A 13,479-nucleotide genomic window follows, 5' to 3' on the forward strand; every position below is an offset into this window, starting at 1 on the left:
AAATTATATCAAGCTGCTAAAAACATAGAAAAACGATTAGAGTCTTTAGGAGAAATTCATGCACCTCAATCTCTTCATAATGTTCGCTTTCGCCAGAGCAAAGCATTGGAATTACACAATAAATTCCCTATTGTTGGAGAGGATATCACAGTAAAGTTTGGTGAACGCACAATCCTCAATCACTCTAGTTTCGTTATTCCTCTCGGTGCAAAAGTTGCTTTAACTGGAGGAAATGGTACTGGAAAAACCACTCTCTTAAAAATGATACTCGAACGAGCCAATGAACTTTCGATTTCCCCTAAAGCAGAAATAGGCTATTTTTCTCAAACAGGATATAAATTTACAATGGAGCAAACCATACTCTCATTTATGAAAGAAAATTGTGACTATAATATTTCAGAGATTTATGCTGTATTAAGCTCTATGGGATTTGCTTCTACTGATATCTCAAAAAATTTGCGTGTCCTTTCGGGAGGTGAAATTATTAAACTTCTTATCACCAAAATGCTTTTAGGGCGATATAATATACTTCTTATGGATGAGCCTGGAAACTATCTTGACCTTGTCGGCATGGAAGCTTTAGAATTGATGATGAAAAGTTATGAGGGAACTATCCTTTTTGTTTCACACGATAAAAGTTTAATTGATAATGCGGCAGATATTGTATTAGAAATCAAAGATCAAAAGATAGTTAAAGTAAAGGATATTTGATATTACAGAATGTTACTTGTTTTTATCATCTATGCCCAGTTGGAGTTTATTCAACTGGGCGTTCTTCCTTGCTTCTTATAATAAATAGACGCCTTTCATTAAACCGCTTCACCCAAAAATATCCACAAATTCTCTAATAGTATTTTAGAACAATAATTGCATCTTTCAAAAATGCATTGCAGGAAGTACCTAAATAATCGGGTTTTAGAATCTATGTTACATGTGTATATATTATTCAAAGCTACTGTGAACTCTTTATTTTATACATAAGGCGCGTCTTTATTAGTTTTTGACTTTCTATAAATGTTTTTCCATACAGACTACAATACTGTTGTTTTTCATCATCATTTCTAAACAAATCTATAAAATCATCAAGCATATAATTCGCCCTATTCCTTCCATGTTTAGTAACTAATCCTGGATAAATCTTCCCGGACAGTAAATCATCAAACTCTTGTTCTGATACATACCACACCTCTGAAGGCATTCTTCCTTTCGCATATAATTTTTTTAAAAACGTATATACAGAATATAATTCACTTTCGCCTCCTGCTCCAACATCAGAGTGGAATGTAAATGCTCTTGGATAACACACATATTTAAATTTATCTTTTTTTACAACCACCCCCAATTCTCTTCTATATGTAGCCTCTATTGTAAAAAAATAAACTGCCTTTTCATTTATTATTTCTCTATATAAATCATTAGCATTAAAATAACGTCGTAATCTATTTTGATATGGATTACCTTTTCCAAACTTAAACCACTCACTATTAAGTCCTAATAAATCTGACATCCTGTCCAAAAAAATGTATGGTGGTTCTTCATTTCCATAATAATATTTATTCATCTCATTAACAGAACTCAACCCCAATAATTCACCTAACATTTCCATGTTCAACTTTTCGTGACTATATCCACAATCATTTATCATTTTTAACACCGAGTTTAGTCTTATCGAGAAATTTGATTTGTATCTATCAATCTCATCTTCATTTTGTAACCGCATTTCTATATAGTCAGGCAACTTCCCTAATCTAGGTTTCATGTCATATGTTTTGCCACATATGACATGAATTAATTTTTTATATTCAAAATTTAGATCTCTACTTGTAAAATCTATATATATCAATGATTTTAAATATTTAGGAACATACTCGTTTCCTAATAAACTTCGTTCCATTATCATTGGAATAAATTTTTCTGGTGTGGTTTTTTCATATATTTCCTGAGCAATAATCATTGTTTCCTGACCTGCACCACCAAATCTCTTATCTGCCTTCTCTTTATACTCCTTATTACACATTATAAGAACTTTATCTGCTTTTTCAATAGATTCCTCCATAAAAACAAAGCGATCGGCACCAATATGTAAATCCCATTTATCTAAAATTACATCAATTCCATCATTTCTTAATCTAGTTGCAAGTTCAATTATTCTTCCTTGGTATTCTTCATTTGTCCATGCATATGATATAAATATCTTTTTCTCCATAATTATAGCTCCTCATAATAGTACATAAATCTAAATCACTATTTAAAAATCGGATTATTCACAAGCTCCATTAATCCCACTAATTTTTCTGGTTCTTTAAGCATATCCGTCATTACACCATACATCGCAGCATTACTTTGCTCTTTTTCTTTGCTCTCCATTTCATTTCTATGCTCCAGCTCTAAAATTTCCATCTTATGCTTATGTTCTTGATTACTTTTCTCTGTCTCTAATTGATGCTTTTCTTTTAGTGATTCAATATCTACTTCATGTTGTCTCATAAGCTTTTCAATCTCATGCTTATTCTTTTCAACCAAAGAATTTATCTTTGTCTTTGCATTCCTTACCGCTGTTAAATATGTAATAATTCCAGTAAAAAAAGCAGGTACACATGAAACCAATAAAATATTAATAATTTCCTTCATATTATTCTCCATTCCTAATATAATAATAATGCAAAACCCAAAAGACACCAAACATATTCCGTCTGATGTCCCTATTACTTATTCATATATCTTATCTTCTATATACCTTTTAACATATTAATAACTGGCGTTGACACTGCTAATTGATTATAAGATTGATAGATGGTATCTTCTTGTTCCGTCTTATCCTCTTCATCACCAAACATAATTTCAATCATTTTAAGATAATCATTCATTGAGAAAATCTCATCTAGCCTGTCCGCTAATTCTTCTGTTGTTGATATGCTATTCACAACTTCCACATCATCTGAAGAATTTGCTACCGTAACAATTGTTGGAACTGTCGTAGTTTCATTCTTTGTAGTTTGCGTATTGTTTGATGCTGTCTTATTAGCTACCGTTACACCAGATGCATCTAAATTTTGCTCAAAGTACTGCATTACTTTTACAACATAATTCTGCGTTTCTTTGAAAGGAGGAATTCCACCATACTTTCTTACATTTCCACTTCCTGCATTATAGGCTGCTAATGCTAGTTTTGTATCTCCATCGTATTGATCTAATAGTTTGGAAATCAACTTTGCTCCACCCATAATGTTTTGCTCTACATCAAATGCATCCTTTACGCCTAACTCTTTTGCTGTTGCAGGCATAAGTTGCATTACACCCATTGCCCCACTTCTTGATACCGCATCTGCTTTAAAGTTAGACTCCTGTTTTGCAATTGCCTTTAATAAATCAATACTCACGTTATATTTATCTGCTGCCTTTTCAAAGATATCTTCTAAAGATACTTCTTTATCTTGATTTAAATAACTATCAAAAGACGTCGATGAAGTTTTCTTTGTATTCGACACTGTATTTGCTTGGTTTACTATCTGAGTTGTACTTGTAACATTATTTACTTGCATTTATGTACCTCCACATACACTCTATTAATAACTCATAATTATCCTAATTATAACAAGTGTCTACCCACAATGCAATATGCAATAAGTCTCATTTTTTGTAGTTTTTATTTGATTTTTATCTGGTTGATTCTATTTAACATACAAATCCTATTAACTTGTCGTTAATTTTTCACTTCGCATATTAACAACTACTCAATTGTGAATCATTCGTTTGCCTGTTATAATCAACTTAAATAAGAGCATTCTAACATAGTATCTAACACAGTACGGAGGAAATACATTATGCCAATGAATACCATTATTCGAGAAAAAAGAAAAGAACAGGGTCTTACGCAGGAACAAGTCGCAGAATATCTCGGCGTCTCCACTCCTGCGGTGAACAAATGGGAAAACGGAATCACCTGTCCCGATATCTCGTTACTACCAGCCCTTGCGAGACTTCTTACGATTGATCTGAATACTTTATTCTGTTTTAACGAAGATTTATCTGATACGGAAATTATGCATTTCAGCAATGAAGTTGTACAAACAATCGCTACGCATGGATTTGACGCTGGCTTTACAATGGTTCAAGAAAAAATCCATGAATATCCTAATTCCTATTCCTTGCTTCATTCTATTTCCTTAGTAATGGATGGCTCACTTGTAATGTCTGATTTGTCTTCGGATGCCAAGATTGAATACCAAAACAAAATCCTTACTTGGTATGAACGCGCAAGTAAAAGTGACAACGAAGAGATACGTGTGAATGCCACTTATATGCTAGCTTCGAAGTATACAGGGCGACAAGAATACGATAAGGCACAGGAAATGATTGATTTATTGCCCGAACGAAACGTCCTTAACAAACAACTTCTTCAAGCAAATATTTTCTTAGAACAAGATAAAATTGAGGAAGCTGCTAAAATTATGGAACGCCAATTGCTTACTAGTATCAACGAAGTACAAGGGATTTTACTACAATTAATCGATATTGAACTTGCTACCGATGCACTCGACAAGGCAAAACAGATTTCTCTTATTTATCAAAAAACTGTTTCACTCTTCGATCTATGGGAATTCAACTCCTTTGTTGCACCTTTGCAAATTGCACTGAAAGAAAACAATGTTTCTGAAAGCTTGTCCTTACTTAATTCGCTTCTTTCCGCCATAACAACAGGGTGGTGCACAAAAGATTCCGTTCTCTATAATCGAATTAATAAAACAGGTTCAGCAAGTTACGGCGAAAAGATGCTTCCTCCCATACTTGCTGAACTAGAAAATAGCCCACAATATGATTTTTTAAGAGAATATGATGATTTTACAAGATTGCTTACTAAGTATAATAAAAAAATACAATTCTAGTGTGTGCATAAATTGTCTATACTGTACGCCCTAATCATTACCATAAAGTCACCACATTCAAGGATATGATTTCAAAACACCTTATTCTTTCATAAACCGATACCCAATTCCATGCACTGTGACAACATATTTCGGTTTCTTACGGTTTGGCTCAATTTTTTGGCGCAGTCCCTTTATATACGTATCAATACTTCTATCATAACCATCGAATTCATCGCCAAGCGCATATGCAATTAACTGCGCCCTTGAGAATATGCGATTTGGCGAAGTTGCTAATGTTTCAAATATCTTATATTCTGTCGGGGTTAGATGTACCTCATCTCCTTGTATCATGACTATCTTTTTCTCAAAATCATAGGAAAGATAGTCATCTAGCAATACCAACTCTAAAGAATCTACGCAATACCTTCTAAGTACAGCTTCTATTCTCGCCACTACATTTCTTAAACTAAATGGCTTAACAATATAATCATCTGCGCCAATGGATAGTCCATATACCATACTACTTTCATCTGTTTTCCCTGTAACCATTATAATCGGTAAATCATATCGTCTTCTTATATCCTTGCATAGTTCTTCTCCTTGTATATCAGGCAGCAGTAAATCCAATATCACAAGATGAATTTTTTGCTCCCTAAGGATTTTCAACGCCTCCTTTCCGTTTGCCGCTTCGAAAACTTCATATCCACTATGTTCAATATAAACTCGAAGTATTTCCCTTATTCGTTCTTCATCATCTATTATCAATATTCTTTTTTTCTCTATACTACATGTCGATTTGGACATACCATCACCCACTCCCTTTACCCTTTATTATTAACGAAAAATAATCACAATACACAAAAACATTCATTTTGCGTATTGTGATTATAGTACTTCTAATTAGAGAATTCTTCGAATCGATTTAATCTTTCTATAGTTTACATTAGATATAATAATTCCACTCTCTGGCGAACTCGCATGAATTAGTTTCCCATCTCCTATATATATTCCAATATGACCATAGTAAGCAATTAAATCTCCTGGCTGCGCTTGTGATATACTTGCTATCTTTTTCCCTGTTACACCTTGTTCACTCGAAGTTCTCGGTAATGAAAAACCAAAATTCTTATATACGCTCATTACAAACCCTGAACAATCTGTACCATTTGTTAAGCTTGTACCACCATACACATATCGGTTGCCTTTAAATTGAAGTGCATAATTAACAACTTGTTGCCCAAGTGACGCACTGGTTGATGAATTTGATTGTGATGAAGAACTACCTACAGAAGAAACTGTCTTTTTTGATGTTTTGCTTGATGTTTTATTTGACGTACTTTTACTACTTGTATGTACTTCATTATTCAACGCCGTTTGTTGTTCCAATAATACCTCTCTCTTCGCCTGCTCTTCTCTTTCTAATCTTGCTTGCTCTTCTTCAATTGATTCCGCTTCCTCATTCTCTATATATACTTTTACATATTCTGAAGAAACATATCCTATATAATCATCTACTTTAAATTTTACCCAATTTTCTGATTCCTTTTTTACAGATAATATTTGACCTTCTCCGACTAAAGTAAGAACTGTTGCATCTTCTTTCGCCTTTTCTCTTACCTTTAATGTTGTCGTTGTAACCGTTGCTAAATGTTTTCCAACTTCATCGGCTTTTTTTCGTGCTTCTTCTTTCGCTAATACATAATCCGCTTTTACATATCCAACAACAGAACCAGATTTAATTTTATACCAACCATCTTTTTCTTCCATAATAACACCAATACCATTATTATATAGCTTACCAAGAACTTCACTATCCTCACTTGCACTACTTCTAATATTCAGATAATAATCGACTTGCGCAATTATTATTTCTGATTTTTTTTCTTCTTCAATAACCTCTTCCTCTAAAGCACTTTGCTTATCTGCCTCTTCTTCAAGTTTTATGGCGTCCTCTACTAATGCTGTGCTATTAAAAGTAAGACTAATATCTTGCCATGCACAAGTATCCTCTAATAGTTTTTCTACATCTTCTGTACTATATGTGTAGTTATCAGTAGTATAATTCACCACATTACTCGCTTGCGCTATATTTGAAAATGTTGTTGTGCCTAATAATAACACGCCTGCTGCTGATACCATCAAAATTCTTTTTTGTAATATTTTCATAATAAAAATGTACTCCTTATTTTTGTCTTAACATGAAAAGTAAATTCACATTTAAATTGTTACAATTTTGTTACATTATATTACGAAAATGTGGCGTTTTTATGACGATTTGTATTTTTTTATATTACGAAAATGTGAAATTTATTCCTTTTCCCTATTGAAAAACTTTCCAACAACCTTACGAAATTATTAAAATCATGACGCCTCCCCCTTATTACATTGACAGTATAGTTGGTAAATCCTATAATGAATCTATATAAGAAAGGGGAGATTTCACATGAATCCACATAATAAAATACATCGTATAAAACGACTGTTTCCTGCACTACTTCTTCTGCTATTCGTTTTCACAATTTCATATCAAACACATCAAGCAGAAGCTGCTACATCATCTGATTTTGTCGTTGAAGATGGCGTACTCACCCAGTACAAGGGAACTGCTACTACTGTTACGATTCCTTCCAATGTACATACGATTGGAAAACGTGCTTTCTATAATAACACAAAGTTAAAACAAGTTACGATTCCTTCTACAGTAAAGACAATTGATGAGGAAGCTTTCGCTTACTGTACCAAGTTGACTACCGTTAAGTTAAGCAGTAATGTAACGAAGATTCTATATCGAACATTTACAAATTGTTATTCCTTGTCTTCTATTACGTTACCTGCCAAATTAAACTACATTGGCGAGGAAGCATTTAGTAACTGTTCCAAACTTACTAAGATTACGATTCCTGCACCAGTAAAAACAATTGGTATTGCTGCATTTCAAGGCTGCTACAATCTAAAAACCGTAACCATTCCAAGCGATAGTAAACTCAAAACACTATCCCGTTATTCCTTCCGCTATTGTAGTAAACTAAGCGGGATCACTTTACCAAAATCGCTTGAATCTTTAGGAAAAGGATCTTTTAACTATTGCTACACATTGCAAAAGATTACGATTCCAGAGAAAATCACATATATACAACCAAGTACCTTTCAAGGTTGCAACAAATTAACGACAGTTAAAATAGAAGGTGTCGTAACACGTATTGGAACATATGCTTTTTTGCATTGCAACAAGCTCACTAGCATCAATTTAAAAGAGGGGTTAACTTCTATTGAAAACTACGCTTTCAGTAGTAATTCTGCTTTAACTTCAATAACGTTGCCTTCTACACTAACACATATTGGTGATTATGCATTCACTTCCTGCACATCACTGAAGAAAATTACAATTCCTTCTGGTATCACTACGATTAATCAAGGAACATTTATGTATTGTAATAAGTTAACTTCCATCGCAATACCAGAATCTGTTACAACAATAAAGAGCTACGCTTTCAGCGATTGCTCCAAGTTAGAGAGTTTAACATTACCTAGTAAATTAACTACATTGGAAGCTTATTCACTATCAGGGCTTTCCTCTATTAAAACGCTAGAACTTCCTTCTACACTTAAAACATTATCAGAAGGTACATTCGGTTCTTGCCGTAAATTGACTACTATTACATTGCCTGAAAAGTTAACAGCGATTCCAACAGCTTTATTCAGCGATTGTTCCTCATTAACAACGATTACAATTCCTGAATCCGTTACCACGATTGAACGCGAAGCATTTTTCAATTGTTATCAATTAAAGAGTGTTGCTATTCCATCTTCTGTTACTACGATTGGCTCAGATGCATTTAACTCCTGTACTGCTCTTAGCAAGATTACACTTCCAAAGAAACTTACCTCTCTTGGTTCAGGCGCATTTGCAAATTGTACTAGTTTAGCAACGGTTAAGATTCCTTCTACCATATCAACAATCGAGGAACTGACCTTTGAACGTTGCCGTAGTTTGACAAGCATTGAAATTCCAGAAGGTGTGAAAACCATCGCCAACCGTGCATTCTACTATTGTGCAAACCTTACAGATGTTAAATTTTCCGAATCTATCGAATCAGTTGGTTCAAGCGCATTCACTGGTACAAAATGGATTCAACTTGCAGAAGACAAGAATATGGTAATTACAGATAGCGGTATCCTTATTAAATACACTGGAACTGCTAAGGAGTTAACAATTCCAGACACTGTAACATCCATTGCTGCAAATGTATTTCGTGACAATAGTTACTTAACAAAAGTTGTTATACCTGACTCTGTTGTTACAATCCATAATTCTTCTTTTAGAAATTGTAGTAATCTTGCAACAATTAAACTTTCCTCTGCATTAAAATCTATTGGCAATAATGCATTTGAAAACTGTGCAAGTTTATCCACTATTAAGTTTCCATCTACTTTAACATCAATTGGTTCTTACGCTTTTGAAAGTTGTACGAAACTAAATGCTATAAGTTTACCAAACAAAATCACGTATATTGGAAACGGTGCATTCTACAGTTGTTATGAATTAGAAGAAGTTACTTTACCTAATAAACTTACAAAACTAAATTCGTATGTATTTTCTTATTGTTACAAACTAAAGAAAATTACGATTCCAGCAAGTGTAACTGCTGTTGATAACAATTGTATCTCTTATAGCATGTCACCAGTTATTGTTTGCGAGAAAGACTCTGCGGCGTATATCTTTGCAGTTAATAAAGGGCTTACAGTTGAACTTGATTAGTTCGTTTGTATTTGCTGTTATATTGAAAACCAAATAGAATTATACAGAAGAAGCCCTGCATCCATTAATGATTACATTAATGAGTTGTAGGGCTTCTTTGCTATATAACAATTAAGTATAAAATACCAAATTATATGTTAAAACAAAAAGAAAAATATGTATATTAAAATAGACATATCTTACATTATGTATTAAAATGGATTGCAGAATAAGATATATATTCCAAGAAATTATCATTAAGAAAAAGGGGTTCCTTATTATGAATCTAACAAACAAGAAAAGTATAGCAAAAAAATCGTTTCTAACTTTACTTCTTCTGCTATTCGTTGTCAGTATTTTTCATCAATCCTACCAAGCAGAAGCTGCTACGTCATCTGATTTTGTAATTGAGGATGGGGTACTTCTTCAGTATGATGGAAGTGCATCTACTGTCACGATTCCTTCTAATGTACATACGATTGGAAAACGTGCCTTTTATAATAATACGAAGTTAAAAAAAGTTGTCATTCCCTCAACGGTAAAAAAAATTGACGAAGAAGCTTTTGCATACTGTACCAAGTTGACTACCGTTAAGTTAAGCAGTAATGTAACGAAGATTTTATATCGTACATTTGCAAATTGTTCTTCCTTGTCTTCTATTACGTTACCTGCTAAATTAAACTACATTGGTGAGGAAGCATTCTACTACTGTTCCAAACTTACTAAGATTACGATTCCTGCACCAGTAAAGACAATTGGTATTAGTGCATTTGCAGACTGCACCAATCTTAAAACTGTAACCATTCCAAGCGATAGTAAACTTAAAACAATATCTCGTTATTCGTTCTTCTATTGTAACAAGCTATCTACAATTACTTTACCAAATTCACTGGAATCCTTAGGAAAAGGTTCTTTTTCTTATTGTTATAAATTAAAGAAAATTACAATTCCAGAGAGAATCACGTATATACAAGCAGCCACATTTAGAAGTTGTTCCCAATTAACCACTGTTAAAATAAATGGCATCGTAACGCGTATCGGAACAAACGCTTTTACAAATTGCAAAAAACTCACTAGCATTAATTTGAAAGAAGGACTGACTTGTATTGATAAATATGCATTCAAAAGTAATTCCTCTTTAACTGCAATAACGTTACCTTCTACATTAACATACCTTGGTGATCATGCGTTCGATTCCTGTACATCACTAAAAAAAGCAACCATTCCTTCTGGTATCACTACAATTAGCACTTGTACTTTCAAAGACTGTACTAAATTAACTTCCATTGCGATACCAGAATCCGTTACTACAATAGACCCCTATGCCTTCCGTAACTGCAAAAAATTAGAGAGTTTAATATTACCTAGCAAACTTACTACATTGGAGGAGTATTCTTTATCTGGGCTGTCCTCTCTTAAAACACTAGAACTTCCTTCTACACTTAAAACATTATCAGAAGGTACGTTCGCTTCTTGTAGCAAACTAACTACTATTACTTTGCCTGAAACGTTGACAGAGATTCCAGATGATTTGTTCAACAATTGTACTTCCTTAACAAATATCACAATTCCTGAATCTGTTACTGCAATTGGTAGCAAATCATTTTATAATTGTTATCAATTAAAGAGCATTTCCATCCCTGCTACGGTTACTTCCATTGACTCAGGTGCTTTTAACTCTTGTACTGCTCTTAGTAATATTACGCTTCCTAAGAAGCTTACCGCTCTCGGTTCAAGGGCATTTGCATATTGTACTAGTTTAGCAACGATTAAGATTCCTTCTACATTATCAACAATCGAACCATATACATTCGATCATTGCCGTAGTTTGACAAGCGTTGAAATTCCAGAAGGTGTTAAATACATTGGTAACAAAGCTTTCTATTATTGTGCTAACCTTACTAATGTTGCATTTTCTGAAACCATTGAATCTGTTGGTTCAGGCGCATTCACTGGTACAAAATGGATTCAACTTGTAGAAGAGAATAATATGGTAATTACAAATACTGGTATTCTAATCAAATACACCGGAACTGATCAGGAATTAACAATTCCTGATACCGTAAAATCAATTGGCAAAAATGTATTTCGTGACAATAGTCACTTAAGAAAAGTCGTAATGCCTAACTCCGTTATTACAATTCAAGATTCTGCTTTTAAAAATTGTAATAACCTTGCAACAATCAAATTTTCTTCTGCATTAAACTCAATTGGCGATGACGCATTTAAAAATTGTATACGTTTATCTACTATTAAATTACCTTCTTCTCTAACTTCTATTGGCTCTTATGCTTTCGAAAATTGCAAGAAATTGAATGTGATAAACTTACCAAACAAAATCACATATATCGGAGAGGGTGCATTCTACGAATGTTGCAAATTAGAAGAAATTACGTTACCAAGCAGACTTACCAAATTAAATTACAATGTATTTTCTTACTGTACAAATCTAAAGAAAATTACAATACCTGCAAGTGTAACTTCTGTTGACGATAGTTGTGTTTCTTATAATATGTCACCAACAATCGTTTGCAAGAAAGATTCCGCGGCATATATCTTTGCGGTTAATAACGGGTTTACGTTTGAGCTTTATTAGAACATTTATCAATTTCATTTCACACATTTTTACATTGTAGCTCCTTTGCGAGTACATTAATATCTTATAGGAGAAAATCAATTATGGATTACGCCATCGGATTATATTTCGATTTTAAAACAACAAACAAAATTACAAAAATAATTGAAGCAGTCGCTCAAAATGGAGCAAATACATATATGGTTGATACTAAAATTCCTCCACACTTGACTCTGTCCTATTTTCAGACCGATCATATCAACCCTATTATAAATATTCTTAATACTCATACAACCAACTGGCATGCAAATAATATCTTTTTTGCTTCACTTGGTATCTTTGTTCCCAACGTTTTGTTTATTGCACCAGTATTCACAGAATATCTGCAAAACCTTAATATAGAAATCAATAACCTTATTGAGAGCGTAGCTACTCATGGTGACAACGGTCATTATTTGCCCAATCAATGGGTTCCACATACAGCCCTCGCTGTAAGATTGACAGATGCCGAGTTAAAGGCTTCTTTCGAAACAGCAACAGCTATGTTTACTGCCTTTGAAGGACAGGCAGTAAAGTTATTCTTAGCAGAGTGTAATCCATACAAAGAAATTGCTACTTGGGAATTGCATCAAACATAATAAGTATAGCTATAATAACAAATCGAATGCCACACATTATAATAAACCTAATCGCCAAAAGGATACCTCAATTTGAAGTATCCTTTTGGCATTTATAATTCCATGATTATCATATTTTTAAACTGCTTAATATCCCCCTCTGCTATTTCAACGTCGCTGATTTCTCCATATAATCTATAAGCTTGTCAAAAACCACTTTCAAATTATCATCTGTATACATCAAAGAGCTTTCGCGACTGAAATACTCAACAATCCTTGCACTTGATAACACAGTATTTATGCCGTTTTTATCAACAAATTCACTGTAATTTCGGTTGCTCTGCGTGTTTGTACGACACATGTACAAATACTCGAATAAAAACGCATAATTCAAGCGGCGAATAGCCTTTTTGATTATCTTTTGAGTCAGTGGCTTATTAAAAATCTCTGCAAACCCTATGTCGCTTAATAGATTTTTTTCTATATAGTTGTAAATACTGTAAAGTTTGTCTCTCTTCTCCTCTCTTACATCTAGACCAAATATTTCCGCAAGATATAAATCGATAAAACCTTTCGCAATTTTAGCCTTTTTACTATAGGTCTTTGGTGCCTTATCGACATTATAATTATATGGATGTTCTGTGTTTCTTTGCATTGTTTTAATGCGTACACTTATCGCAT

Annotated in this window: 11 protein-coding genes; 5 read left to right on the forward strand and 6 right to left on the reverse strand. The window is 33.4% G+C overall.

Annotation, left to right across the window (positions count from 1 at the left end; genetic code table 11):
* Nucleotides 1–711, forward strand: a 711-nt coding sequence (locus RMR19_RS20175; protein ID WP_310605309.1) for an ATP-binding cassette domain-containing protein, incomplete at its 5' end; no start/stop codon positions are given.
* A gap of 241 nt (nt 712–952) precedes the next feature.
* On the opposite strand, the gene RMR19_RS20180 is transcribed toward RMR19_RS20175, so the two are convergent.
* The 3 genes from RMR19_RS20180 to RMR19_RS20190 form a co-directional block, all read right to left on the reverse strand.
* Nucleotides 953–2,206, reverse strand: coding sequence for a toll/interleukin-1 receptor domain-containing protein (locus tag RMR19_RS20180; protein ID WP_310605310.1), 1,254 nt, complete (start codon nt 2,204–2,206; stop codon nt 953–955).
* 38 nt (nt 2,207–2,244) lie between these two features.
* The gene (locus tag RMR19_RS20185) at nt 2,245–2,631 is read right to left on the reverse strand and encodes a hypothetical protein (protein WP_310605311.1); all 387 of its coding nucleotides are present in this window, start codon (nt 2,629–2,631) and stop codon (nt 2,245–2,247) included.
* Nucleotides 2,632–2,729: 98 nt separating this feature from the next.
* On the reverse strand, nt 2,730–3,542 hold the full coding sequence (locus tag RMR19_RS20190; protein WP_310605312.1) for a lytic transglycosylase domain-containing protein: 813 nt from the start codon (nt 3,540–3,542) through the stop codon (nt 2,730–2,732).
* Nucleotides 3,543–3,824: 282 nt separating this feature from the next.
* Between RMR19_RS20190 and RMR19_RS20195 the strand changes: the two genes are divergently transcribed.
* Nucleotides 3,825–4,886, forward strand: a complete 1,062-nt coding sequence (locus RMR19_RS20195; RefSeq protein WP_310605313.1) for a helix-turn-helix transcriptional regulator — start codon at nt 3,825–3,827, stop codon at nt 4,884–4,886.
* A gap of 81 nt (nt 4,887–4,967) precedes the next feature.
* Here the strand turns inward: RMR19_RS20195 and RMR19_RS20200 are convergent, their stop codons facing one another.
* Nucleotides 4,968–5,672, reverse strand: coding sequence for a response regulator transcription factor (locus tag RMR19_RS20200; RefSeq protein ID WP_310605314.1), 705 nt, complete (start codon nt 5,670–5,672; stop codon nt 4,968–4,970).
* A 96-nt stretch (nt 5,673–5,768) separates the two neighbouring features.
* Nucleotides 5,769–7,034, reverse strand: coding sequence for a C40 family peptidase (locus tag RMR19_RS20205; RefSeq protein WP_310605315.1), 1,266 nt, complete (start codon nt 7,032–7,034; stop codon nt 5,769–5,771).
* A 277-nt stretch (nt 7,035–7,311) separates the two neighbouring features.
* Here RMR19_RS20205 and RMR19_RS20210 point away from each other — a divergent pair, with 277 nt between their 5' ends.
* The 3 genes from RMR19_RS20210 (at nt 7,312) to RMR19_RS20220 (ending at nt 12,819) form a co-directional block, all read left to right on the forward strand.
* Nucleotides 7,312–9,627, forward strand: a complete 2,316-nt coding sequence (locus RMR19_RS20210) for a leucine-rich repeat domain-containing protein (RefSeq protein ID WP_310605316.1) — start codon at nt 7,312–7,314, stop codon at nt 9,625–9,627.
* A 259-nt stretch (nt 9,628–9,886) separates the two neighbouring features.
* Nucleotides 9,887–12,202 carry a leucine-rich repeat domain-containing protein gene (locus RMR19_RS20215; RefSeq protein ID WP_310605317.1) on the forward strand — a complete coding sequence of 772 codons (2,316 nt, stop codon included), beginning with the start codon at nt 9,887–9,889 and terminating at the stop codon, nt 12,200–12,202.
* Between the two features lie 83 nt (nt 12,203–12,285).
* Nucleotides 12,286–12,819 carry a hypothetical protein gene (locus tag RMR19_RS20220; RefSeq protein WP_310605318.1) on the forward strand — a complete coding sequence of 178 codons (534 nt, stop codon included), beginning with the start codon at nt 12,286–12,288 and terminating at the stop codon, nt 12,817–12,819.
* A 142-nt stretch (nt 12,820–12,961) separates the two neighbouring features.
* Here RMR19_RS20220 and RMR19_RS20225 read toward each other — a convergent pair.
* A partial coding sequence (locus tag RMR19_RS20225) for a hypothetical protein (protein WP_310605319.1) occupies nt 12,962–13,479 on the reverse strand: 518 nt, incomplete at its 5' end.

Origin of the sequence: Anaerosporobacter sp., from assembly GCF_031551385.1 — a bacterium.
GTDB lineage: Bacteria > Bacillota > Clostridia > Lachnospirales > Lachnospiraceae > Anaerosporobacter.

Excerpts from the sequence above, each read along its gene's own strand:
- RMR19_RS20205 (WP_310605315.1), bottom strand. The coding sequence starts at position 7,034 with ATGAAAATATTACAAAAAAGAATTTTGATGGTATCAGCAGCAGGCGTG.
- RMR19_RS20200 (WP_310605314.1), bottom strand. The coding sequence starts at position 5,672 with ATGTCCAAATCGACATGTAGTATAGAGAAAAAAAGAATATTGATAATA.
- RMR19_RS20190 (WP_310605312.1), bottom strand. The coding sequence starts at position 3,542 with ATGCAAGTAAATAATGTTACAAGTACAACTCAGATAGTAAACCAAGCA.
- RMR19_RS20185 (WP_310605311.1), bottom strand. The coding sequence starts at position 2,631 with ATGAAGGAAATTATTAATATTTTATTGGTTTCATGTGTACCTGCTTTT.
- RMR19_RS20220 (WP_310605318.1), top strand. The coding sequence starts at position 12,286 with ATGGATTACGCCATCGGATTATATTTCGATTTTAAAACAACAAACAAA.
- RMR19_RS20195 (WP_310605313.1), top strand. The coding sequence starts at position 3,825 with ATGCCAATGAATACCATTATTCGAGAAAAAAGAAAAGAACAGGGTCTT.
- RMR19_RS20210 (WP_310605316.1), top strand. The coding sequence starts at position 7,312 with ATGAATCCACATAATAAAATACATCGTATAAAACGACTGTTTCCTGCA.
- RMR19_RS20215 (WP_310605317.1), top strand. The coding sequence starts at position 9,887 with ATGAATCTAACAAACAAGAAAAGTATAGCAAAAAAATCGTTTCTAACT.
- RMR19_RS20180 (WP_310605310.1), bottom strand. The coding sequence starts at position 2,206 with ATGGAGAAAAAGATATTTATATCATATGCATGGACAAATGAAGAATAC.